20 protein-coding genes are annotated in these 22,601 nt (G+C 69.1%); 14 read left to right on the top strand and 6 right to left on the bottom strand.

From position 1 onward, the window contains the following. Window positions 1–3 precede the first annotated feature (3 nt). Entirely contained in the window at window positions 4–1,374 is a 1,371-nt protein-coding gene (locus ACT6QK_RS01955) for a peptidoglycan DD-metalloendopeptidase family protein (protein ID WP_444596142.1), read from the bottom strand. Between the two features lie 286 nt (window positions 1,375–1,660). On the opposite strand from ACT6QK_RS01955, the gene ACT6QK_RS01960 reads away from it, so the two are divergent. The 3 genes from ACT6QK_RS01960 (at window position 1,661) to ACT6QK_RS01970 (ending at window position 5,596) form a co-directional block, all read left to right on the top strand. Beyond that, window positions 1,661–4,873, top strand: coding sequence for an intermembrane phospholipid transport protein YdbH family protein (locus ACT6QK_RS01960; protein ID WP_444596143.1), 3,213 nt, complete (start codon window positions 1,661–1,663; stop codon window positions 4,871–4,873). A gap of 91 nt (window positions 4,874–4,964) precedes the next feature. Beyond that, window positions 4,965–5,192, top strand: a complete 228-nt coding sequence (locus tag ACT6QK_RS01965; protein WP_444596144.1) for a YnbE family lipoprotein — start codon at window positions 4,965–4,967, stop codon at window positions 5,190–5,192. A 41-nt stretch (window positions 5,193–5,233) separates the two neighbouring features. Beyond that, window positions 5,234–5,596 carry a DUF1318 domain-containing protein gene (locus ACT6QK_RS01970; RefSeq protein ID WP_444596145.1) on the top strand — a complete coding sequence of 121 codons (363 nt, stop codon included), beginning with the start codon at window positions 5,234–5,236 and terminating at the stop codon, window positions 5,594–5,596. Window positions 5,597–5,608: 12 nt separating this feature from the next. Here ACT6QK_RS01970 and ACT6QK_RS01975 read toward each other — a convergent pair whose 3' ends face one another. Next, window positions 5,609–6,775, bottom strand: a complete 1,167-nt coding sequence (locus tag ACT6QK_RS01975) for a DNA cytosine methyltransferase (RefSeq protein ID WP_444596146.1) — start codon at window positions 6,773–6,775, stop codon at window positions 5,609–5,611. Window positions 6,776–6,899: 124 nt separating this feature from the next. On the opposite strand from ACT6QK_RS01975, the gene ACT6QK_RS01980 reads away from it, so the two are divergent. The 4 genes from ACT6QK_RS01980 to ACT6QK_RS01995 all read left to right on the top strand — a co-directional run bounded on the left by ACT6QK_RS01980 (window position 6,900) and on the right by ACT6QK_RS01995 (window position 10,164). Beyond that, window positions 6,900–7,340 carry a COG3650 family protein gene (locus ACT6QK_RS01980; protein ID WP_444596147.1) on the top strand — a complete coding sequence of 147 codons (441 nt, stop codon included), beginning with the start codon at window positions 6,900–6,902 and terminating at the stop codon, window positions 7,338–7,340. Between the two features lie 59 nt (window positions 7,341–7,399). Further along, complete coding sequence (locus ACT6QK_RS01985) at window positions 7,400–8,563, top strand: acyltransferase family protein (protein WP_444596148.1); 1,164 nt, start codon at window positions 7,400–7,402, stop codon at window positions 8,561–8,563. A 125-nt stretch (window positions 8,564–8,688) separates the two neighbouring features. Continuing rightward, entirely contained in the window at window positions 8,689–9,165 is a 477-nt protein-coding gene (locus ACT6QK_RS01990; protein WP_444596149.1) for a CHAP domain-containing protein, read from the top strand. A gap of 36 nt (window positions 9,166–9,201) precedes the next feature. Next, window positions 9,202–10,164 carry a magnesium transporter CorA family protein gene (locus ACT6QK_RS01995; protein ID WP_444596150.1) on the top strand — a complete coding sequence of 321 codons (963 nt, stop codon included), beginning with the start codon at window positions 9,202–9,204 and terminating at the stop codon, window positions 10,162–10,164. A gap of 79 nt (window positions 10,165–10,243) precedes the next feature. Here the strand turns inward: ACT6QK_RS01995 and ACT6QK_RS02000 are convergent, their stop codons facing one another. Both ACT6QK_RS02000 and ACT6QK_RS02005 read right to left on the bottom strand, forming a co-directional pair. Continuing rightward, window positions 10,244–11,218 carry a lipid A-modifier LpxR family protein gene (locus ACT6QK_RS02000; RefSeq protein ID WP_444596151.1) on the bottom strand — a complete coding sequence of 325 codons (975 nt, stop codon included), beginning with the start codon at window positions 11,216–11,218 and terminating at the stop codon, window positions 10,244–10,246. 238 nt (window positions 11,219–11,456) lie between these two features. After that, window positions 11,457–13,343 (bottom strand): ribonucleoside-diphosphate reductase subunit alpha, encoded by a 1,887-nt coding sequence (locus ACT6QK_RS02005; protein WP_444596152.1) that lies wholly within the window; start codon window positions 13,341–13,343, stop codon window positions 11,457–11,459. Between the two features lie 334 nt (window positions 13,344–13,677). Between ACT6QK_RS02005 and ACT6QK_RS02010 the strand changes: the two genes are divergently transcribed. Further along, window positions 13,678–14,421 carry a phosphatase PAP2 family protein gene (locus tag ACT6QK_RS02010; protein WP_444596153.1) on the top strand — a complete coding sequence of 248 codons (744 nt, stop codon included), beginning with the start codon at window positions 13,678–13,680 and terminating at the stop codon, window positions 14,419–14,421. 452 nt (window positions 14,422–14,873) lie between these two features. Here the strand turns inward: ACT6QK_RS02010 and phyR are convergent, their stop codons facing one another. After that, window positions 14,874–15,671, bottom strand: a complete 798-nt coding sequence (gene phyR, locus ACT6QK_RS02015; RefSeq protein ID WP_444596154.1) for an anti-anti sigma factor/receiver protein PhyR — start codon at window positions 15,669–15,671, stop codon at window positions 14,874–14,876. Window positions 15,672–15,895: 224 nt separating this feature from the next. Here phyR and nepR point away from each other — a divergent pair, with 224 nt between their 5' ends. The 6 genes from nepR (at window position 15,896) to ACT6QK_RS02045 (ending at window position 22,253) form a co-directional block, all read left to right on the top strand. Next, on the top strand, window positions 15,896–16,105 hold the full coding sequence (gene nepR, locus ACT6QK_RS02020) for an anti-sigma T factor NepR (protein ID WP_444596183.1): 210 nt from the start codon (window positions 15,896–15,898) through the stop codon (window positions 16,103–16,105). Further along, window positions 16,105–16,716 (top strand): sigma-70 family RNA polymerase sigma factor, encoded by a 612-nt coding sequence (locus ACT6QK_RS02025; RefSeq protein ID WP_444596155.1) that lies wholly within the window; start codon window positions 16,105–16,107, stop codon window positions 16,714–16,716. Before nepR ends, ACT6QK_RS02025 begins: the two co-directional genes overlap by 1 nt. Window positions 16,717–16,718: 2 nt before the next feature. Further along, window positions 16,719–18,527 carry a sensor histidine kinase PhyK gene (phyK, locus tag ACT6QK_RS02030; RefSeq protein ID WP_444596156.1) on the top strand — a complete coding sequence of 603 codons (1,809 nt, stop codon included), beginning with the start codon at window positions 16,719–16,721 and terminating at the stop codon, window positions 18,525–18,527. Between the two features lie 129 nt (window positions 18,528–18,656). Further along, entirely contained in the window at window positions 18,657–18,794 is a 138-nt protein-coding gene (locus tag ACT6QK_RS02035) for an entericidin A/B family lipoprotein (RefSeq protein WP_444596157.1), read from the top strand. A 159-nt stretch (window positions 18,795–18,953) separates the two neighbouring features. Beyond that, a complete protein-coding gene (locus ACT6QK_RS02040) occupies window positions 18,954–20,612 on the top strand; it encodes an MFS transporter (RefSeq protein WP_444596158.1) in 1,659 nt (552 codons plus the stop codon). A 186-nt stretch (window positions 20,613–20,798) separates the two neighbouring features. After that, window positions 20,799–22,253: an NAD-dependent succinate-semialdehyde dehydrogenase gene (locus ACT6QK_RS02045; RefSeq protein ID WP_444596159.1), complete on the top strand. Its 1,455-nt coding sequence runs from the start codon at window positions 20,799–20,801 to the stop codon at window positions 22,251–22,253. A 17-nt stretch (window positions 22,254–22,270) separates the two neighbouring features. On the opposite strand, the gene ACT6QK_RS02050 is transcribed toward ACT6QK_RS02045, so the two are convergent. Further along, complete coding sequence (locus ACT6QK_RS02050; RefSeq protein ID WP_444596160.1) at window positions 22,271–22,600, bottom strand: ArsR/SmtB family transcription factor; 330 nt, start codon at window positions 22,598–22,600, stop codon at window positions 22,271–22,273. Window position 22,601 lies beyond the last annotated feature (1 nt).

A 22,601-nucleotide genomic window follows, 5' to 3' on the forward strand; every position in this document is an offset into this window, starting at 1 on the left:
TCGTCAGCCCTGGGCGGGACGCAGCCCTTCGGCCGACGCGGTCTTGGTCGCGGTCACCGGCGCCGCCACCTGACGGCGCTCGCCGCCGGCGGCGATGATGCGGTCGATGCGCGACTTCTCGGCGCGGAAGGCGACCAGGTCGGCGCCCGCCAGAATGGTGCCCTCGGAGGTGCGGATGCCCGCCGGATTGATCCGCTGGCCGTTGCGCCAGATCTCATAGTGCAGGTGCGGGCCGGTCGAGGCGCCGGTCGAACCGACGTAGGCGACGACCTGACCCTGGCTGACGCGCTGGCCGGCCCGGATGCCCGAGCCATAGCGCGACAGGTGGCCGTAGCCGGTCTCCAGACCGTTGGAATGGCGGATGCGCAGCCAGTTGCCGTAGCCGCCCCAGCGCCGGGCCTCGACGACGACGCCGTCGGCTGGGGCGATGATCGGGGTGCCGGTGGTCGCGGCATAGTCCATCCCCTGGTGCATCTTGCGGAAGCCGGACAGGGGGTGGACCCGCACGCCGAAGCCGGAGGAGACGCGGCGGAAGCTGGCCAAGGGCGCCCGCATGGCGGTGGTGCGCATGTTCTTGCCCGAGGCGTCGAAGAAGGCGTAGTCGCGCGCCCCGGCGGGCTTGAAGCGATAGAAGCTCTGGCCCCGGATCTCGACATACTGCAGGTCGCCGGTGCCGACGGTGCGGCCGTTCTCGGTGACCGAGCGGTCGAAGACCAGGGTGTAGTCGTCCGATCCGCGCACGTCGCGACGGATGTCCAGCTTGCCGGACAGGGCCTGGGCCGCGCGGCGGATGATGGCGGCGGTGGCGCCGAACTCTCCGGCGGAACCCGCGAGCGACGCGCCGACCTTGCCGCGCGCCACGACCGTCTCGTGGGTGACCTTCTCGTCGAGGGCGCGGAGCTTGAGGGCGCCGTCGAAGCTGCGCGACACGGTGACCTGGCTGGCCGGGCCGGTGCGCATGGTCAGACCGATCAGCTTGGCGTCGCCGAGGCCGCCACGCGGACGGGCGATGGCGGTTTCGAACTTAAGACCCGCGCGCAGGTCGCCGAGATTGGCGTCGGCCAGGGTGGCGACCACGGCCTGGGCGTCCTGGGCCGAGACGCCGGTGCGCAGGATGGCCTGTTCCAGGGTTTCGCCGCGACGGATCTGGACGGCGACGGCCTCGGGCGTCTCCAGTCCGGCGGGAGCTCCGGCGGTCGCGAAGGCGCGGGCTTCCAGTGAGGCTTGTTGTTCGGCGGTCAGTTCGGGAACTTCGGCGGCGACAGCGGGTTGATAAACCCGTCCGGCCAGCACAGCCACCGACAGGGCCGCAGCGGCTGTCAGCAGGTGGGGGGCGAACCGGGTCGGCTGACGGCGCGGATCGAACTGAGCCATGTGTCCTCAAGGTGTAACGACGCCGACCCCGGCGCCAAACCATTCGTATTCAGGCTCGCACCCGACAGTCCCCCGACGGCGCGAAGGACGGCCTATAGCGTGCGGCTCTCATTTTGGGAAGACACCGGTTACAAACGGTTAACATTGGTGAGCGGACAGGATTAACGCCTCGGGCGGTGCGCGGATCGCCGGGCTCGAGGAGTGAAAAAGCGTCACCGCGCACATTGGCGTCACGATTTGCTCTATTCTCGCGCCGAACCGATCCCAGAAAGTGCGCCGCGACCGCGTGACCCGCCCCCCAGACGAGCCCGAGACGACCGCCTCCGCCACGGACACGGCGCGCTCCGCCGTCCGCAAGCGCGTGCGCAAGCGTGATCGTGCGGCCGTCGGGCTTCTGGTCGTGCTGGTGCTGGTCGGGGTCGCCCTGGCGGCCCTCTATCTGAACCGTCGGGCGGCGGCCCGGGCGGTGCTGGTCGGCTGGTTGGACCAGCGCGGCATCGTCTCGGAGGTCTCGGTCGAGCGACTGGAGATCGACGGCTTCACCGGCCGCATCCGCATCGGCGATCCGAACAACCCCGATGTCGTCGTCGAGAAGGTCGAGGTGGACTACGCCCTGGTCATGCCCTGGTCGAAGGGCGGGCTAGGCGTGCGGCCCGGCCGGGTGCGGCTGGTGCGGCCGGTCATGCAGGCCAGTTTCATTGATGGAAAATTCTCGCTCGGTTCGCTCGATCCGCTGGTGAAGGAATTCACCGGCGCCCTGCCGCGCCCCGACAGCCGGGGGCCGGTCGTGGTGGTCGAGGACGGGCGGCTGAACCTCGCCACCGACCATGGCGCGGTGCAGGTGCGTGCGGACGCCGAGGTGAACGACGGCAAGCTGATGCGGCTGAACGCCGAACTGCCCGCCTCAGCCCTTAAGAGCGACGACATTTCCGCGCGCGGACTGGCGGCCCGGCTCAATCTGGCGACGACCGGCGACCGGGTCACGGTGGCGCTGGACGCCTCGGCCGAGGCTCTGTCCGCAGGCAAGGGCGAGGCTGGCGTGGGGGGAGAGGCGATGACGCTACGTCTCAGCGGCGACCTGCCCTATCCCGACCTCAAGGCCCGGCGCGGCGACGGACAGGCCCGGATCGACGCGGTTCTGAACGGGCGGCGGATGTCGGCGGGGCGCGCGGTCCTGCGGGACGCGGCGTTGGATCTCGGCTTCGTCGGCCAGACGCGCGGCTGGATCGAGGACTTCGGCGTCGAGGGCGACAGCCGCCTTGCCCTGACCGCCGCCGCAGTGGACGCCCCGGGGCTGGACGCGCGGGGGGTCAGGCTGAGCACGACCCAGGCGCGGACCGAGGTATCACGAGGGAATGACGGCCTGGCCTGGAGCCTGACCGGGCCGGCGGCGCTGACGGCGACCTCGGCGGAAGCGGGCGAGCTGAAGCTTGATGGCCTGGCCCTCAACGCCACCCGTCTGGAGGTCGGCGGCCGCGACGCCGATTGGGAGGCGACCGGCCCCCTCGGACTGACCGCGACGCGCGGCGCTTTCGGCGACCTTAACCTGAAGAGCGTCACGGGGCGGGCCGATCTGGACGCGACCCAGGCGCGGGGCGCCCTCCTGATCCGGTCGGACCTGTCGCTGAAATCCTCGGGCGGCGCCTGGCCTCTGCTGGGTGCGGTCGCGTCCGACGACGTGGCCGAGATGGCGGCGATGAAGCGGGCCCTGGGCGACTTCGCCGTCGACCTGCCGGGACTGCGTCTGCTGACGGGCTCGGCGGGAACCGAGGTCGTCCTGACCCAGCCCGCGCGGATCACGCCGGGCAACGGCGGCGTCCTGACCCTGAGACCCGCGGATCGCCCCCTCTATGCGGCGCGATCGGGCGATCTGGGCGGCGGCGCCCTGTCGCTGGTCGCCACGCGCGGTCAGGGCTTGCCCGAGGCGACGGTGGACATCCCCGACTGGCGGCTGACGCCGGGCGGATTCGAGGCGCGGCTGAAGGCCCGGGCGGCGCTGGACTTCGACGTGGCGCGGGGCATCGTGCTCGACACGTCCGGCCTGCTGGTCTCGGACCGGGGCGTGACCACCTATGTCGCCTCGGGCTGCACCCCCTTCACGGTCGAGCGGCTGGAGCTGGGCGAGAACGACGTCGATACGCTCAAGGGCTCGCTCTGCCCGGTCAACAGACCGCTGGTCGAACTCCGCGAGGGCGGTTGGCGCGCCGACGGAGCCCTGAGCGAAGTCGCGGCCAACGCCCCCTTCCTCGAGGCCCGGTTCGAGGGCGTCGAGGGGTCTCTGGCGGTGACGGGCGCGGCGAAGGGGATCGGCGTCCAGACCCGCATCGCCTCGGCCCGGGTGATCGACACGGCCGCCGTGCGCCGTTTCCATCCCCTGACGGCGACCGGGATCGCCAGCCTGGCGAACGACGCCTGGACCGGCGCCTTTGGCGTGAAGTCGGGCGACCAACCGGTGGCCACCGTCGCCCTGCATCACGATGGGCCGAGCGAGAAGGGCGGCGTCAGCTTCGACACCGGCGACCTGGTCTTCAACGAACCGGGGCTCCAGCCGCACGACCTGACGCCCCTGGTCGTCGAGGCCATCCAGTCGCCCGTGCGGGGCCAGGTGCGGTTCACCGGCCGGTTCGACTGGGATCCTGCGGTTCCGCTCGGGTCGTCCAGCGGCCGACTGGTCATCCCCGGCATCGATTTCGAGAGCCCGGCCGGGCCGGTCCAGGGCCTGAAGGGGCAGATCGACTTCACCAGTCTGGCGCCCCTGACCACGGCCGAGGGCCAGACCCTGACGGTGGACAGGCTGGAAACCGTCACGCCCCTGACGGCGCTCGGCCTGACCTTCACCCTCGGCGAGGCGGCCCTGAAGGTCGAGGGCGGGCAGATCGAGGCGGCGGGCGGCGTCCTGAAGCTGGAGCCGCTCAGCGTGCCGCTGGACGGCAAACAGGCGTTCAACGGCGTCATCGCCCTGGACCGCGTCCAACTGGGCGAACTGATCGCCGGCGCCGGGTTCGCCGACAAGGTCAAGCTGGACGCGGTGGTCTCCGGCCGGCTGCCGTTCCGCTGGGATCCGGTGGCCGGAGTTCAGATTCAGGCCGGCAATCTGACCGCCGTCCAGCCGGGCCGGCTGTCGATCCAGCGCGAGGCCCTGACCGGGCTGGCTGCGGCGGGCGGCGGCGCCGACATCCCGCCCAGCACGGTTCAGGATCTGGCCTATCAGGCCATGCAGGATCTGGCCTTCGACAGCCTGACCGCCGACGTCAACAGCCTGGATGCGGGCCGGGTCGGGGTGCTGTTCCACATCAAGGGCCGCCACGATCCGCCCCAGCGGCAGGAGCTGCGCCTGTCGATCGCCGAGCTGATCAGCCGCAAATTCCTCGAACGCAACCTGCCCCTGCCCTCGGACACCGGCATCGACCTGACGCTGGACACCAGCCTGAACCTGAATGAACTGGTCAGCGACATCCTGGCCGCGCGGCGTCCGCCCGATGATGAGCCTGCGCCGTGACGGCGGAATTCGATGTTCAGACGCCGTTCACGGTCGCGTCCCTAATCCCATGGGTCTAGAGATGTTGAGTGACGCCAAGCGGAGACCGTTCATGACCGTTCAGCCTTCCCCCGATCAGCCCGCCGTCGGCCGTCGTGGCCTGATGCTGGGTCTGGCCGCCGTGGGCGCCGTGGCCGCGCTTCCGCTCGGCGCCTGCACCCCGACGATCAAGCTGGAGGTCGCCCCCATCCAGATCTACGCCAAGCTGGACGCCGATATCCGCGTCAAGCTGGATCGCGAGCTGCAGGACCTGCTGCGCGAAAATCCCAATCTGTTCTGAACCTGCCAATCTGTTCTGACCTGAAGGATCGGATCAAACCCATGTCGCTTCGTCATTTCATGATCGCCGTCCCCGCCGCCCTGGCCATCGCCGCTGCGGCCAGCCCGGGTCTGGCCCAGACCGCCGCCCAGAAGGCCCAGATCGACGCCGCCAAGGCTGCGGGCGTGGTGGGGGAACAGGCCGACGGCTATCTCGGCTTCCGCACCGCCTCGTCGGACGCCGCCCTGCAATCGGCCGTCTCGACCACCAACGCCGCGCGCCGGGCCGCCTACGCCTCCAGCGCCGCCCAGGCCGGTACGACCGCCGACGTCGCCGGGGCCCGGATGTTCGAGGGCCAGCTCCTGGCCCGCATCCCGGCCGGTCAGTGGTACCGCAACGCCTCGGGCCAGTGGGTTCAGAAGTAGGCTGACAGGGGTTCAGGCCGCCGTCTTCGTTCGCCCTCGCAGCGCGGGGGCGAACAGCTGTTCGCCCAGGGCTTGAACCACCGGCACGGCGACGGCGTCGCCCATCAGTTTCAACGCCGCGCTTTCGCTGCTCGGCAGGACGTAGGTCTCGTCCAGCCCCATCAGCCGCGCCGCCTCCCGCCCGGTCAGGCGGCGGGCGCGCAGGCGACCGTCCTGCATGACCATCACATACTGCCGCGACGAACCGCCGGAGGGGGTGCGCAGGCATCCCGCCAGCCCGTCCAGCCGCACCTCCAGCCTCTGGATCTTGACGCCGTTCTCGACACGAACCCTGCGGAAGGCGGCGGCGACGCGGCGTTCGCCCGAGACCAGGGCCGCATCCAGCCGGGCGCGGTGCAGGGGCGCCGTCAGGGACAGCAGGGCCTCGGTCTGGGCGTCATCCAGCCAGTCGGCCTCGACGTCCGGGATCAAGAGCGAAGACAGGTCGAGATTGCGGCGCGGCGGCGGCGTCAACGACCACCAGGCCCAGGCGGCCTTCGTCGCCTCGGGCAGTCCGGCATGGGACGCGACCAGCCGGGACGAATGGAAGGGACCGCCGGGCGCCGGGGTCTCGGGCGCCTCCAGCCCCTTCATGGCGATGATGAACAGCCGGGGCCGCGACTGAGGCAGCCACAGTCCGGCGTCGATCTCCAGCGCCCCGACCCGATAGCCCGCCTGGGCCATGACCGTGCAGACAGCGGCGAAGTCGGCGCCGCCCGCCGAGCTCAGCAGGCCCGCGACGTTCTCGATGACGACGATCGGCGGCGCGCGTCCTTCGGCCGCCAGCCCCTCGACCAGCCGCCAGAAGCCCCAGAAGGCGCCGGACCGTTTCGCCTGCAACCCGCCGCGCGCCCCCGCCAGGCTGACGTCCTGACAGGGAGACGAGGCCCAGCAGAGGGCCGGTGCGCCGGGCAGGTCTGCGGCGGTCAGGTCCCAGACATCGCCCTGATGCATCGCGATGTCCGGATGATTGGCGCGGAAGCTGCGCGCCTTGGCCGCGTCGATGTCGTTGGCGAAGACGGTGCGGAACCCGGCCCGCTCCAGCCCGATCCCCGCGAGGCCGCCGCCGGCGAAGAATTCGAACACGGCGGGGCGAGCCTCCGCCTCTTCCCCCTCGCCCTCGATCGCGCGAATCGCCATGCGGCCAGACTAGGGGGCGCAGACGCCGGGCGGAACGCCGTATCGACCGGGCTCGTGGCTTGACCCCCCGCCCACGGACACGTCATTGCAGGGCGTAATCCGGTTTCGAGGTTCAGGATCCGTCATGCGTGTCATCGCTCTCGCCGCCGCCGGCCTTCTGGCGCTCGCCGCCTGTTCGCAGGGCGTCGATGACTCCCGGCCGCCCGCCGAGGTCGCGGCGCCGCCCGTTCTGGCCGGGATCGACCTGAACCAGCCGTTGCGGGCGGTGGGCACCGAGCCCTTCTGGGGGCTGGAGATCGCGCCCCAGGCCCTGAGCTGGAGCGGCGTGGACCAGGCCGTCCAGACCGCCGCCAATCCCGGCCCGGCGATGCAGGGCACCACGGCCGTCTGGCGCACCGAAACGGCCGGCGGCACGCTTCTGGTCGTAACCCTGATCGCCACCGAATGTTCGGACGGGATGAGCGACCGCACCTATCCCCTGACCGCCCGGGTCGAGCTGGGCGACCAGAGTTTCAACGGCTGTGCGGCCAGCCAGGCCTTCTTCGACGCCGCCCCCAGACCCTGATCTAACCCCGGATTTCGGGCTTTAACGGTTCCCAAAGCGTGACGCGCTAGGGTCCGGGCATGACCCAGACCCCGTATGCGACCCTCGTCGGCTCCGCCTCGCCTTCGCATCTGACGGAGGCGTCCGGCGCCCCGACCGATCTGCGGTCCCTGACCTCCCTGCGGTTCATCGCCGCCATGTGGGTGGCGGTCTATGCCCTGTGGCCGCATCTGGCGGTGACGGGCACGCCCGGGCTGGTGGCCAAGGGCTATCTGGGGGTCGAGCTCTTCTTCGTCCTGTCCGGCTTCATCCTGTGCCACGTCTATCTGGCCCAGACCGGGGAAAAGCGGTTCAGCTACAAGGGCTTCCTCTGGGCCCGGATCGCGCGGGTCTATCCCCTGCATCTGGCGACCCTGATCGGCGTCGGCGTCCTGGCCCTCGGCGCCGGGGCGGCGGGCATGGCGGTCGACGAGGGCATTCTCGGCTGGTCGTCGCTTCCGGCCAACCTGACCATGACCCACGCCTGGGGTCTGGCGCCGGAATCGGCGTGGAACCACCGCTCCTGGTCGATCTCGGCGGAGTGGTTCGCCTATCTGCTGTTCCCGGTCTTCGCCTTCGTCGCCTGGCGGCTGAGGGCCCGGCCCCTGGCCGCCATCGTGGGCGCCCTGGTCCTGCTGGCCGCCCTCTATCTGGTCTTCCCGCGCCTGGCCGGTTTCCACCTGACCGAGGCCACCATCGCCTGGGGTGCGCTTCGGATCGTGCCCTGTTTCGCCTATGGCTGCGCCCTCTATCTGATGTTCCGCAACCGTCCCCTGCCGATGCCCGGCCTGATCTCGGCGGCGGCGGCCGTGCTGATGATCGCGGCGGCGGCGTTCAGCCTGTGGGACGGCGTTCTGGTCGCCCTGTCCGGCCTGCTGATCCTCGGCCTGGCCTCCCTGCCCAATGCGAAGGCGGGCCTGCTGGCGTCCAAGCCCGCCGTCTACCTCGGGGAGATCAGCTATTCGGTCTATATGGTGCTGGTGCCCTGGCAGTTGCTGGCGGTGAATCTGGCGGCCAGGCTGACGAACGCCCCGGACAAGCAGCTTCAACTTTTCGTGTGGTTGGCGATTCTGGCGGGCCTGCCGGTCGTGGCCGCCGTCTCCTATCACCTGGTGGAATTCCCCGCCCGGCGGGCGCTACGCCGCCTCGCCGACCGCGCGCCGCAGCGCACAAGGAAGCTTCGCGACGCACAATCGGTGTCGTGAAATCGGTTCTTCAACCTGCGGCGCGTATGGGTTAAGCCTGTCACGGGCGTAACAGTCGGAAACAGTACAGTATGAGAAAACGTCTCACGGCAGCCGTGGTTGCCGCGTCGATCGGGTTTTTCGCGGTGGCTCCCGCCCCCGCCCAGGCCGACGCCCCCTACTGGCAGTGCGTGACGTTCGCTCGCATGTTCTCTGGCATCCAGATCTTCGGCGACGCCTGGACCTGGTGGGGTCAGGCCGTGGACAAGTTCCGCACCGGCCGTGCGCCCGAGACCGGCTCGGTCCTGGTCTTCCGCCCTGAAGGCCGCATGTCGCGCGGCCACGTCGCCGTGGTCTCCGACATCATCACCGACCGCGCCATCCAGATCACCCACGCCAACTGGGGCGGCAGCCGCGGCAAGGTCGAAGAGAACGTCACCGTGGTGGACGTCTCGGCGAACAATGACTGGAGCCGGGTCAAGGTCTGGTACAACCCGATCAATGACCTGGGCACCACCGTCTATCCGACCTACGGCTTCATCTACAAAGGGGCTCGCGACGGCGCCGAGGTCGGCCGTCAGATGGCTTCGGCCACTGTGGGAACCGCCGCCGGCGCCCGCTGATCCGGCAGGCTCGACGGGCCGGGAGCGCGTGATCTCATGATCCATCTCTATCGCGCCGGAGCCCAGACCTTCGAGGTTCTGGACGTCGATCCGGCGACCTGGACCCTGACACCGGACGTCCTCTGGATCGACTTGGTGGCCCCGACTTTGGACGAGGACCGCGCCGTCGAGCGGGTGCTGGGCCTGTCGATCCCGACGCGCGAGGAAATGGCCGAGCTGGAGGCGTCCAGCCGCCTGTACCGCGAGGGCGGGGCCACCTATGTCACCGCCGATATCCTTCACAACGGCGATTCCGACCTGCCGACCCTCGACCCGGTGACCTTCGTCCTGACTGCGGGTCCGCTGGTCACCATCCGCTATTTCGATCCCAAACCCTTCGCCCTGCTGCTGGAGCGGATGGCGCGCGAGCCGGATCTGTGCGCCACCGGACCGGGCCTGTTCCTGCACCTGATGGAGGCGGTGATCGACCGGGCCTCGGACATCCTGTCCTTCAATGCCGCAAAGGCCGAGGCTGTCGCCTCCCACATCTTCGCCACCGGCCGAACGGTCGGCTTCGAAAAGCTGATCACCAAGCTGGGCCGCGCCCATATGGCCAACGCCCGGATCGAACAGAGCCTGTCGGGCCTGGCGCGCATCTTCGCCTATGTGGCGCCCGACGAGCGGATCGAGACGGTGACGGACGCCCGCGACCACCTGAAGTCCCTCTCGGGCGACGCCTCCAGCCTGATCGCCCACAACCAGGCCGTGGCCGCGACGATCAATTTCCAGCTCTCGGCGGCGCTGGGCCTGATCAACATCGAGCAGTCGTCGATCATCAAGATCGTTTCGGTGGCCTCCGCCGCCATCTTGCCGCCGACCCTGATCGCCTCGATCTATGGCATGAATTTCGAGCACATGCCGGAGCTGGCCAAGACCTGGGGTTACCCGGCCGCCTTAGTCGCCATGGCCGTGTCGGGCATCGCGCCTCTGATCTGGTTCCGGAGGAAGGGCTGGCTCTGAGGGGGCGTGGGGTGTGGGGTGTGATCTGGGCCGCCTTCAAGCGCCCACACCCCACACCCCAAACCCCGAACCCTCTGCCTTACCGCCTCGGCTTGATCGACAGTTGAAACGCCACGAGACCCTCGGTGACATCGCGGTCGAAACCTTCGCCGCCGCGTAGGCCCTCGGCCTTGATCTCGCGATAGACGACGCCGAACGAGCCCTGCATGTCGCCGCGGCGGTAGGCCACCCCGACGGAGGCGTCGCCGAGGAAGGAACCGGCGTCGTGGCTCATGCCCGATCGCGCATAGTCGCCGTCGCGCGTTCGAGCGAAGTTGTAGCCAACGGCCCGGCCGGAGCCGGCCGCATAGACATACCAGCGCGCCCGCTCGCCGAACCGCTCGGCGCCGTCGGGGGCCAGGGTGTCGGGTCCGATCTTCAGGGTGGCGCCCGCCTCGGCCGTGCCGCCGCTGTCGCCCACACCGACGCCCGCGTGGGGGGTCAGGCTGACCGCCAGGCCCGAGCGGGTGGTGGTCCGCGCCGCCTCCCAGCCCCGGGTGTAGGAGACGTCGTAGCTGGCGACGTCGAACCCGGCGGCGTCCAGGGCGGTCGGCGGGACCGGCGCCCCGTCGGCCCGTCGCAGGCCGCCGCGCGTGGTCAGGCGGACGCGGTCCGACACGCTTCCGTTCTCGCGCCAAATGTCGCGCCGTTCGACCACCGCGACCGCGCCCAGTCCGCCCGGCTCGAAGCCGCGCTGACCGCGTGCATCGTCCCGGAAATCAAGGGCGGGACCGAAAGCCGCCTCCGGCTCGATCGCGACGGCTGAATAGGTGGGTCCTGCGGCCCCGTCTCGATCCGCGACCGGCGCCGGATAGGCGGCCCGATCCGACAGGGCGCCGGCGGCCATGCCCGATGTGTTCAGCCGCGTCGTCGCGCTTTGCGCCCGATTCCGTTCGGGCGCGCGAGCTGCGGCGCGTCGGGCGGCGAGAGCGTTCATCTCCTGGGCCCGCGCCCATTCAGCGGTCATCGGGGCGGATGGCGTCTGGGCCATGGCGACCGTCGCCGGCGTCGACACGACCGCCAACCCCAGAACCATCAGGCCGGGAGCCGCAGCGCGGGCATGTCTCGCAGGTGAGTGCAACGGTCCCCTCTCAGTCCGTCAACGTGGGCCCACCGTGACTCGGAAACGGCCTGGACGCCAACGACATTTTTCAGACGCATTCCGAATGCGCCGGCCGAGGATCGGGTTCCCGAGACGACAACGGCCCGGATGCGGACATCCGGGCCGTTCGAACTTTGGATGAGGCGTCAGCCTACTGGCAGGCCAGGCACTCGTCATAGTCGGTGCGGGCGATGTTGAAGAGGTCCGGCTGGTTGGGATCCTTCTCTTCCTGCCCGGCCTTGTCCTCGGCGCCGGCGAAGGCGGCGCGCTGAACCGACTTGGAGCGCAGATAGTAGAGGGACTTCACCCCCCGCTCCCACGCGGACCAGTGCAGCATGTGCAGGTCCCACTTGTTGACGTCGCCCGGGATGAACAGGTTGACCGACTGGGCCTGGCAGATTTCCGGCGAACGGTCGGCGGCCAGTTCGATGACCCAGCGCTGGTCCAGCTCGAAGGCGGTCTTGTAGATCGACTTCTCGTCCTCGGTCAGACCGTCCAGGTGCTGGATCGAGCCCTCGTGCTCGAGGATGGAGTTCCAGGTCTCGTCGGTGTTCATCCCCTTGGAGGCCAGCAGTTCTTCGAGGAAGGGGTTCTTGACCGCGAACGAGCCCGACAGGGTCTTGTGGGTGTAGATATTGGCCGGGATCGGCTCGATGCCGGCGCTGGTCCCGCCGCAGATGATCGAGATCGAGGCGGTCGGGGCGATGGCCAGCTTGTGGCTAAACCGCTCCATGACGCCGCGCTCGGCCGCGTCCTCGCAGGCGCCCTTCTCTTCGGCCAGCAGGCGGCTGGCCTTGTCGGCCTCGCGACGCAGGTGCTTGAACAGACGCATGTTCCAGCTCTTGGCCATGGCCGATTCAAAGGCCACGCCCTGCATCTGCAGGAAGGAATGGAAGCCCATCAGGCCCAGACCCACCGAACGCTCGCGCTTGGCGGAATAGACGGCCGCCTTCATCTCCGGCGGGGCGCGGGTGATGAAGTCCTCGAGCACATTGTCGAGGAACCGCATCAGGTCCTCGATGAAGCGCGGATCCTCGCGCCATTCCATGAACTTCTCGGCGTTGACCGACGACAGGCAGCACACCGCCGTACGGTCGATGCCCAGATGGTCGCGGCCCGTGTGCAGCATGATTTCCGAGCACAGGTTCGACTGCTTGACCTTCAGGCCCAGGTCCCGCTGGTGCTGCGGCATCTGCCGGTTCACCGTGTCGGAGAAGATCAGATAGGGCTCGCCCGTCTGCATGCGGATGTCGAGGATCTTGGTCCACAGGTCGCGGGCGTTGACGGTCTTGCGGACCTCGCCGCTCTTGGGCGACTTCAGGTCGAACGTGCCGCCCGCCTTCACCGCCTCCATGAACTCGTCGGTGATGTTGATGCCGTGGTGCAGGTTCAGGGACTTGCGGTTGAAGTCGCCCGAGGTCTTGCGGATCTCCAGGAACTCTTCGATCTCCGGGTGATAGACGTCCAGATAGACGGCCGCCGAGCCGCGACGCAGCGACCCCTGGGAGATCGCCAGGGTCAGGCTGTCCATCACGCGGATGAAGGGGATGATGCCCGAGGTCTGGCCGGCGCCCTTGACCTTCTCGCCGATGGAGCGGACCCCGCCCCAGTAGGTGCCGATGCCGCCCCCGTTCGAGGCCAGGGCCACGTTCTCGTTCCACACCGACTGGATCCCCTCCAGGGAATCGCCCACCGCGTTCAGGAAGCAGGAGATGGGCAGGCCGCGGTCCGCGCCGCCGTTCGACAGCACCGGCGTCGAGGGCATGAACCACAGTTTCGACATATAGTCATAGACGCGCTGGGCGTGGTCATGGTCGTCGGCGAAGGCCGTGGCGACGCGGGCGAACATGTCCTGGTACGACTCGCCCGGCAGGAGATAGCGGTCCTCCAGGGTCTTCTTGCCGAAGTCGGTCAGCAGGTCGTCGCGCGACCGGTCAAGCTCCAGCGATCGCACCACCGACAAGTGCGGACGCGCCGCCGCCGTCTCGCCCGAAAGCGAAGTGAATTCCGTGGTTTTGAACGCCTCAAGGCCAGCCATATCGTCTTTGTCCTGAACAGTAGCGCAAGTGAACCGTTGCGACCTGACCACAGCATCTAGTGGTCGAACCGCCCCCTCGGTCCACATATAGGGCGCAGATGGTTGATGAGGCGGCAACGGGCATGACGATCACTTTCCGACCGAATCGCTCAGAAGACCGGGGATGGCCCTGTGGGCGAATCCCGTGACGGCGGCGCAAACGAGAGATGACGCCCCGGCGACAGGCGGTTTCGATAGCGGCCGGGCCCGATCACGATGGCGTGAATCGTCGCAGGTCGGAACGGGGCGACAGCTTGACCGTTTGGGCCGGATGTCTCCTGTCACACCCCCTGCCTTGACGCCCCGACCCCTTGCCGCCCGTCTGCTGGCGGCAGCGCGCACTGAGATCGCCGCCCTGGCCGCCCTGTTCATCGTGGCGCTGGGCGTGATGACCTTCGTCGAGGTGGCCGACGACATGACCGAAGCCGACGGCCAGGCCTTCGACTGGAGCGTCCTGCAGTTTCTCCGCCCCTATCCCGAGGATCCGGGCCGCGCGTGGGGGCCCTGGTGGATGAAGGAGGCGGCGGCCGACCTGACCTCGCTCGGCGGCATCTCGGTCCTGGGCCTGTTCGCCGTGATCGCCATCGTCTTCCTGATCCTGCAGCGCAAGCGCCTGTCGGCCCTGCTGCTGGTGATCGGCCTCGCCGGCGGCGTGGCCCTCAGCGAGGGGCTGAAGGCCCTGTTCGAGCGCGAACGCCCGCCGGCCATTTATCAGGCGGTGGAGACCATCAACGCCAGTTTCCCGTCCGGCCACGCCCTCTTGTCGGCGGTCTTCTACCTGACCCTCGGCGTCATGCTGAGCCGGGCCTTTCCGCAGCGGCGCCTGAAGGCCTACGCCCTGGGCGTCGGCGTGCTCCTGACGGTGACCGTGGGACTGACGCGCATCTATCTGGGCGCCCACTGGGCGTCGGACGTCTTCGCGGGATGGAGCGTGGGCGCCGCCTGGGCCATGGCCCTGTGGCTTGTGTCCTGGGCGGTCGAGCGTCGCCAGAGCCGCCACGCCTCTGGACCGCACGACGAACCCGCGCCGGCGGACTGACAACAGCCCGGGCCGCTCCGGCGGGCGCCAGGCCGGCGTAAGAGGCCGGCCTGGTGTTGGTCGAGCTCTCCCGCGTCAGCGGGCCTCAGGGCTTTGAATGTTCCTCATCACAACGCCCACAGCGGGCCACGACGAACACGACGAGGCCGCACCAGCCCGTCGTGCGCGCTGTGAAATCGCTGTGCTCGCTGTGGTGAACCCACGCGCCAGACCGGAGCCCGCTGCGCGGGATAGCCCGGCCGACACCAAACCCGAACACTGGCTAAGAAAAACGGCGGACCTGTGAGGGTCCGCCGGAAGGTCGCATCATCGAGAATGAGGCGCGGAGGCGACAGACAGGCCTTCGTTTCCGAGGGGCCCGTCTCAGTCGGGGGGCGTCGTCGCCTCCGCAGATGAATAACGTCGTCGCATGACGGGCGTTCCCGCCACAGGCGAAGTTTTTGTGTCGCGGCTCAGGCGGCTTCCTTCTGGCGCGACGGATGGAAGAACAGGGCCTGGCTGATCGCCGCCTTCACCGTTTCCGGCTGGAAGGGCTTGGTGATCAGGAAGGTGGGCTCGGGACGCTCGCCGGTCAGCAGGCGCTCGGGGAAGGCGGTGATGAAGATCACCGGCACGTCGAACTGTTTGAGAATGTCCTTGACCGCGTCGATACCCGAGGAGCCGTCGGCCAGCTGGATATCGGCCAGGACGAGACCGGGACGATGCTGCTTCACGGCCTCCACGGCTTCTTCGTGGGTGGTGGCCGTGCCGCTGACATTGTGGCCCAGGTCGCGGACCAGGCTCTCGATATCCGCCGAGATGATGGCCTCGTCCTCGATGATGAGAACGTCGGTGGCCAGTTCGGCGTCGATCTCGGCCTGGGCCGAGGCCAGAAGGCGCTCGACCTCGGACACGGGCGCGGACAGGATCTGGGCGGCCTCGGAGGCGGTGAAGCCTTCCAGGGCCGTCAGGAGGAAGGCCTGGCGCGAGCGCGGGGCGATGCGCAGCAGGCGGTTGGAGGCGTCGTTGCGGCCGATCTCGCCGCCGCTGGCGTCTTCCAGCTGGGCGCCCGAGGTGGACCAGATGGCGTGGAAGACCTGATAGAGGGCCACGCGCGGGGTCATCTCGCTGGACAGCTGAAGCTCGCCGGCGGCGAGGGCTTCCAGTGCGACACGCACATAGTTGTCGCCCGTCGCCTGATCCCCGGTGAGCGCCCGCGCATAGCGGCGGACATAGGGCAGGTGAGGCGCGAGTCTGGCCAGAAGGCTCATGTTATGTCTTTCCCCGACAATTCATTCTGGCGCTGCGAACGGCAGCGCTGGCATTCCGGAAACGTCGCGTTCCGGCCCGGGTTCCCAAAGAATCTGCAACCTTGGCCATATTTTGATGATGGCCCGGGAACCGGGGTGCGGCAGGCGACGTTCTGGGCCCATACAAGCGGACACGTCGGAAGCTCTCCGGCGCGAACCGCGTCATTCGGGTGGCGGCTGCTTACATGATTGATTCAACTGGTCCGACGTCCCGGCGCGACCCGGCTTCACAGGAGCCCGCCGCCGGAAGCGAGGAAGCGCGCCTTCGACAACAGGCGATCGGCGTCAAGCTGCGGCACATGTTCGATGAGGTCGTCAACGAACCCGTGCCGGACGAGTTTCTGGAAATCCTGCGTCGCGCCGATGCGTCGGCCGCGCCAGAAGGCAAGGACTGATGCGCTCTGCCTCCACGGCGCCCAAGCCGGATTCGACCGATGACGCGCGCTTCAAGCGTGAGCTGGTCGTCCTCATTCCCCACATGCGCGCCTTCGCCCGCACCCTGACCGGCGACGCCACCGCCGCCGACGACCTGGCCCAGGACGCCCTGATGAAGGCCTGGGACGCTCGGGCCTCCTATCAGATGGGCACCAACATGAAGGCCTGGACCTTCATGATCCTGCGCAACCAGTTCTATTCGGAGAAGCGCCGGTCCTGGCGAATGTCGCAGCTGGACCAAGAAGCCGCAGAGCGCACCCTGGTCGCCGTCGACGACCCCGAGGCCCCGGTGGCGCTGGACGAACTGCGTCAGGCGCTGAACACCCTGCCCGAGGAACAGCGCGAAGCCCTGATCCTCGTCGGCGCCGGCGGGTTCGCCTACGAAGAGGCGGCCGAGATCTGTCAATGCGCCGTCGGCACGGTCAAGAGCCGCGTCAGCCGCGCCCGCCGGGCCCTGCAGGCCACCCTTGAAAAGGGCGGTTACGGCCGTGACGGCCGGGCGGCGGGCGACGCCATGCGTTCCATCCTCGCGGATGCGGACCGTCTGAGCGCCGGCCTGCGGCAAGGCTGAGGATGGCGGTCGCCCGACGGCTGGCCGCGGGCCTCGGCGGCGGCTTCCTGCGTCGTCTGTCGCGCGGTCTCGGCCGGGGCCGCAATCGGTCACGTCGGGTCCAGGGCATTCGCTTCCGTCTGGGCGTGGCCATGGCCATCGCCCTGGCGCCCATCCTGTTTCTCGGCGCCGTCCAGACCCAGAGCCAGTTCCAGCGTCAGGCGGCGGATCGCCAGTCCGATCTGCAACTGGCCGCCAGCCGGGCGGCGGCCTCGGCCAAGGCCCGTCTGGACAGCACGTCGGTCCTGCTGGAGGCCCTCAGTCCCGAGGCCGTCGGCCCCTATTGCGCGCCGAGGCTGATGGCCCTCGTCGATCGGCTGGAGGGGTATGACGCCCTGGTCCGCATGTCGGCGGACGGCAACACCCTGTGCACCTCCCGGCCCGCCACTGCGCCCCCGTCCGACCCGGCTGCGGTCCGCTCGCGGCCCTGGTTCCAGCGCCTTCGGTCCGGCGAGGATTCGGTGGTGACGCGTTCGGTCTCGGCCCAGGTCAGGGAGCCGGCTGTGGTGGTGGCGACCCGTTCAGAGCGGCCGATGGGACGCTTCGACGGGGCCATGGTCGCCCTCATTCCCCTGTCCAGCCTGAGGCCCGATGTCCAGGACCCGGCCCTGCCTGCCGGGTCCGAGGCCGCCCTGACCGATCCCCAGGGCCGGATCCTGACCGCGACGGACCCCAAGGCCTTCAGCGTCGTCCGGGGCGAGCCGGTCGAGGGCTGGGTCGAGCGGGCGCGGACCGGCGATTCGGCCCTGTTCGAGGCCGATGATGCGAACGGCCAGCACAGGGTCTACGCCGGCGCCGCCCTGGCCGGCCGCGACGTCTATGTCCTGTTGTCGGCGCCCGCGCCCGGCCTCTTGTCCTGGGCGCGCCTCAACCCGATCGGCGCCCTGTTGCTGCCCTTGGCCGCCTGGTTCACCGCCTTCGCCGCCGTCATGCTGGTGTCCGAGCGGATCGTGGTGCGGTGGCTGGTCTATCTGGAACGGATCGCGTCCATCTATGCGCGGGGCCGCTATTCCGTGCGGCCGGTTCAGGCCCGACACGCCCCCGCCGAGATCCGCAACCTGGCCGACACCCTCGACGAGCTCGGCGAAAACATCTCCGTTCGCGACGCCACCATCCTGGCCTCGCTGGACGAGAAGGACGCCCTGATGCGGGAGATCCACCATCGGGTGAAGAACAATCTCCAGATCATCTCCTCCATGCTGTCGATGCAGCAGCGGTCGCTGACCGACGGCCCGGCCAAGGCGGCGCTCGGCGACACCCGCCAGCGCATCACCGCCCTGGCCCTGATCTACCGAACCCTCTACCAGTCCGAGAACATCCGCTACGCCGACGCCCGTGACTTCCTGACCGATCTGGTCGGCCAGCTGGTGGCCGGGGACATGGGGCGAGGTCCGGTGGTCGACAGCTCGGTCGAGGCCGACAGCCTGGTCGTCGATCCGGACAAGCTGGCGCCCCTGGCCTTGTGGCTGGTCGAGGCCGTCTCCAACGCCCAGAAACACGCCTTCGCCGGGCGGGGCGGCAAGCTGGAGGTGCGTTTCAAGGTGTCCGGCGACCGCAGCGTGCTGGAGGTCCAGGACGACGGCCCCGGACCGGACGAAGACCTGGCGCGCGGCGGGGTGGGTCGAACCCTGATGGGCGCCTTCGCCAAACAGCTGAGGGGCGAGGCGGAACTGGTTGCAGGCCCGAACGGCGGCTCCATCGCGCGCATGGTCTTCGCCACCCCCGAGGCCGTCATCCCCGACGATCCAGGCGATGTGATCCTGCGCGGCTGAACGCTTTGCGGAAATGCGCTGCCGAAACGGTCAGGCCGAGGAACCGCCTTCGGCCCGTCGCGTTAGTCGGACAAGCGGGACGGTGAGCGCCGGGCCCCGCAGACCTCTCACCAGACCTGGAGCATTCCCATGCGCAAGACCCTCGTTTTCCTGTTCGCCGCCGCCGCCCTGACCACCGCCGCCTGCAACACCGTCGAAGGCGTCGGCAAGGACACCCAGGCCGCCGGCTCGGCCGTCAGCGAAGCGGCCCGCGAAGCCGGCAACTGATCCGGCCTCAAGGCCTGACCATCAAGCCCCGCCGGTTCGTCCGGCGGGGCTTTTTGTCGTCCGGTTTGCCGCTTTCGCAGCCGGAGCGGCCTCGCTAGGGTGGGCTGACGCCCGCGCAGACGGGTCGAACGATGCAGAACGATCCAGGGGGCGAATGACATGGCGAGCACAGCGGGCAAGGGTGAGGCTCCCCCCCTCAGGACCGTCGTCGCCGCCTCGGCCGCCGGCACCGCCTTCGAGTGGTACGACTTCTTCATCTTCGGGTCGCTGACCACGATCATAGCCCGGCACTTCTACGCCGACGTCGGCGAGGCGACCGGCTATATCTTGGCCCTTTTGACCTTCGGCGTCGGCTTCGTCGTCAGGCCGCTCGGCGCCCTGGTGTTCGGTTGGTTCGGCGACCGGACCGGGCGAAAGGCGACCTTCCTGGCCACCATCATCCTGATGGGCGCAGCCACCGTGGCCATCGGCCTCTTGCCCGACTACGGCCAGATCGGCATCGTCGCGCCGATCCTGCTGCTCTTCATGCGCATCCTGCAGGGTTTCGCGCTCGGCGGCGAATACGGCGGGGCGGCCATCTATGTCGCCGAACACAGCCCGCCGAAGACGCGCGGCTATCTGACGAGCTGGATCAACACCACCGCGGCGCTGGGCCTGATCGGGGCGCTGGCGGTCATTCTGGGCGTACGCGCCATCGTCGGAGTCGAGGCCTTCGACGCCTGGGGCTGGCGCATTCCCTTCATCCTCTCGGGCGGCCTTCTGGCCATCTCCCTGTGGATCCGGCTCAAGCTGCACGAGAGCCCCGCCTTCAAGCGGATGGAGGCCGAGGGCGCCGGTCGCCGCGCCCCGTTCCGCGAGGCCTTCCTGACCTGGAAGAACGGCCGCTTCGTCCTGATCGCCCTGGTCTGCATCATGTTCGCCCAGGGGGCCGTCTGGTACGCGGGCTATTTCTACACCCGCTTCTTCATGGAGCGGGTGCTGAAGGTGGACGTCGGCACGGTGGACCAGTTGATCCTGGCGGTGACCATCGCCTCGGCCGGATTCTATGTCTTCTTCGGCTGGCTGTCGGACCGGATCGGCAGGAAGCCCGTCATGATCGGCGGCATGGTGCTGGCCCTGGTGGCCTTCTTCCCCGGTTTCCACGCCCTGACCCGCGCCGCCAACCCAGCCCTGGCCGAGGCCCAGGCCCGAGCCCCGGTGGTGGTGATCGCCGACCCGGCCGCCTGCGCCGTCCAGTTCGATCCGGTCGGCAAGGCGGCCTTCGCCTCGTCCTGCGACATCGTGAAGTCGGTCCTGTCCAACGCCGGGGTCTCCTACGAGAACCGGCCGGCCGAGCCCGGCTCCGTCGCCCTGGTTCGCATCGGCGGCGCCGAGGTGGATTCGGTCGAGGGGCGCAGCCTGGCGCCCGCCGAGCTTAAGGCCGCGCGTGCAGGGGTCGAGACCTCCATCAAGGCGGCCCTGGCGGAGGCCGGCTATCCGCTGAAGGCCGATCCGGCGCGGCTGAACTGGTGGGCGACCTTCGGGGTGCTGATGATCTTCATCATCGCCGCGACGGCCCTCTACGGACCCCAGGCGGCGGCTCTGGTCGAGCTCTTCCCGACGCGGGTGCGCTATACGGCCATGAGCCTGCCCTACAATATCGGCACGGGCTGGGTCGGCGGCCTCCTGCCCGCCGCCTCCTTCGCCCTGGTGGCCTGGTCCGGGAATATCTACTTCGGCCTCTGGTACGCCATCGCCTTCACCGCCGTGGCCGCCGTCAGCGCCATCGTCTTCCTGCCGGAAACGATGGGCCGGGACCTCGACACGATCGGCGACTGATTTTTCTGCGTGACCTGACGCGGGGGCAGGGCGTTATGGTTCTCCCTCCCCTTCATGGGGAGGGACGATCGCGCAGCGATCCGGGTGGGGATGTGTGATGCCGCACGCGCCCCGGACTTCCCCACCCTGGCTCCGCTTCGCTCCGCCGTCCCTCCCCACTCCGGGGGAGGGAGATTGGAGACTGTGATGAACACCGCCGCCCGCGACGCCGGACTAAAGCTGCTGCGCCAGCACGCCTTCATCGCGGGAGAGGCTGTGCCGGTCTCCGGCAAGGGGATCGCCGTCGACGATCCGGCGACCGGCGAGGTCCTCGGCCACATCCCTGACCTCGGCGTCGCCGAGACCGAGCGCGCCATTCAGGCCGCGCATGAGGCCTTCCCTGACTGGTCGCGCTCCGACCCGCACAAGCGCGCGGCCTTCCTGCGCGAATGGGCTCGTCTGATCGACGACAACACCGAGGGGCTGGGCGCCCTGATGGCTCTGGAGAACGGCAAGCCCTTCGAGGAGGCCAAGGGCGAGGTCGCCTATGCCAACTCGTTCCTGAAATGGTTCGCGGGCGAGGCGGAGCGGCTGATCGGCGAGACCCAGGACAGTCCGCTCGGCCATGTCATCCTGACCTTCAGACAGGCGGTCGGGCCCTGCGCCCTGATCACCCCCTGGAACTTCCCGGCGGCCATGCTGACGAGGAAGCTCGGCCCCGCCTTCGCCGCCGGCTGCACCGCCGTGGTCAAGCCGGCCAGCCAGACGCCCTTCACCGCCATCGCTCTGGCCGAACTGGCCTATGCGGCCGGCCTGCCCAAGGGAGCCCTCAGCGTCGTCACCGGCGACGCCGCGACCATCGGCGGCGTCCTGACGGCTTCGCCCCTGATCCGTAAGCTGTCCTTCACCGGCTCGACCCCGATCGGGCGGCTTCTGGCCGAACAGTCGGCCGGGACGCTGAAACGGGTGTCGATGGAGCTGGGCGGGGCGGCGCCCCTGATCGTCTTCGCCGACGCCGACATCGACGTGGCCGTGGCCGAGACCATCAAGGGCAAGTTCCGCAACTCGGGCCAGACCTGCGTCTGTCCCAACCGCGTCTATGTCGAGGCGTCGGTGGCCGAGGAGTACGCGACGAAACTGGCCGCCGAGGTGGCGAAGATCCCGGTCGGCCCGGCGTTCGAGCCCGGGGTCAAGGTCGGCCCCCTGATCGAGGACAAGGCCATCGACAAGGTCGAGAAGCATCTGGCTCAGGTGAAGGCCGACGGTGGCCAGGTCCTGACCGGCGGGGCGCGCCATGAACTGGGCGGCCGCTTCTTCCAGCCGACCGTGACCCTCGGCGGGGACGATGAACTGTTCCGCCGCGAGGAGACCTTCGGCCCCCTGATCCCCGTCTTCCCGTTCGAGACCGAGGCCGAGGTGATGGATAAGGCCAATGACTCGGAGTTCGGCCTGGCCTCCTATCTGTTCACCCGCGACCTCGACCGGGCCATGCGGATCGGCCGCCACATCGAGGCGGGGATGATCGGCATCAACACCGGCCTGATCTCCACCGCCGTCGCCCCCTTCGGCGGGGTCAAGTCGTCCGGCTACGGCCGCGAGGGCTCGATCCACGGCATCGATGAGTATGTCGATGTGAAACAGGTGACCCTGGCCCTGAAATAGGGGCGCTCAAACAGGCGTCAGTCCGCCGCTTCCAGATCCGTCTTCAGCCGGTCCAGCAGATCGACGGCCCGCGCCGCATGCGGGCCGATCCAGCGGTCGTGGACCTGTTTGATGGGCAGGGGGTTCAGGTGGTTCCACCGCTCCCGCCCCTGACGCTGGACGATGATCAGGTCGGCCCCCTCCAGCACCTTCAGATGCTGCATGACCGTGCAGCGATCCAGCGGCTGGAACTGGGCGCACAGGGCCCCGGTGGTCTTCGGCGCATCCTTCAGGGCGTCCAGCAGGGCGCGGCGCACCCCCGCCGACAGGGCCTTGAACACCCGGTCCTGATTCGCCTCGCTTGACATG

Origin of the sequence: Brevundimonas sp. (assembly GCF_052436175.1) — a bacterium.
Lineage (GTDB): Bacteria > Pseudomonadota > Alphaproteobacteria > Caulobacterales > Caulobacteraceae > Brevundimonas.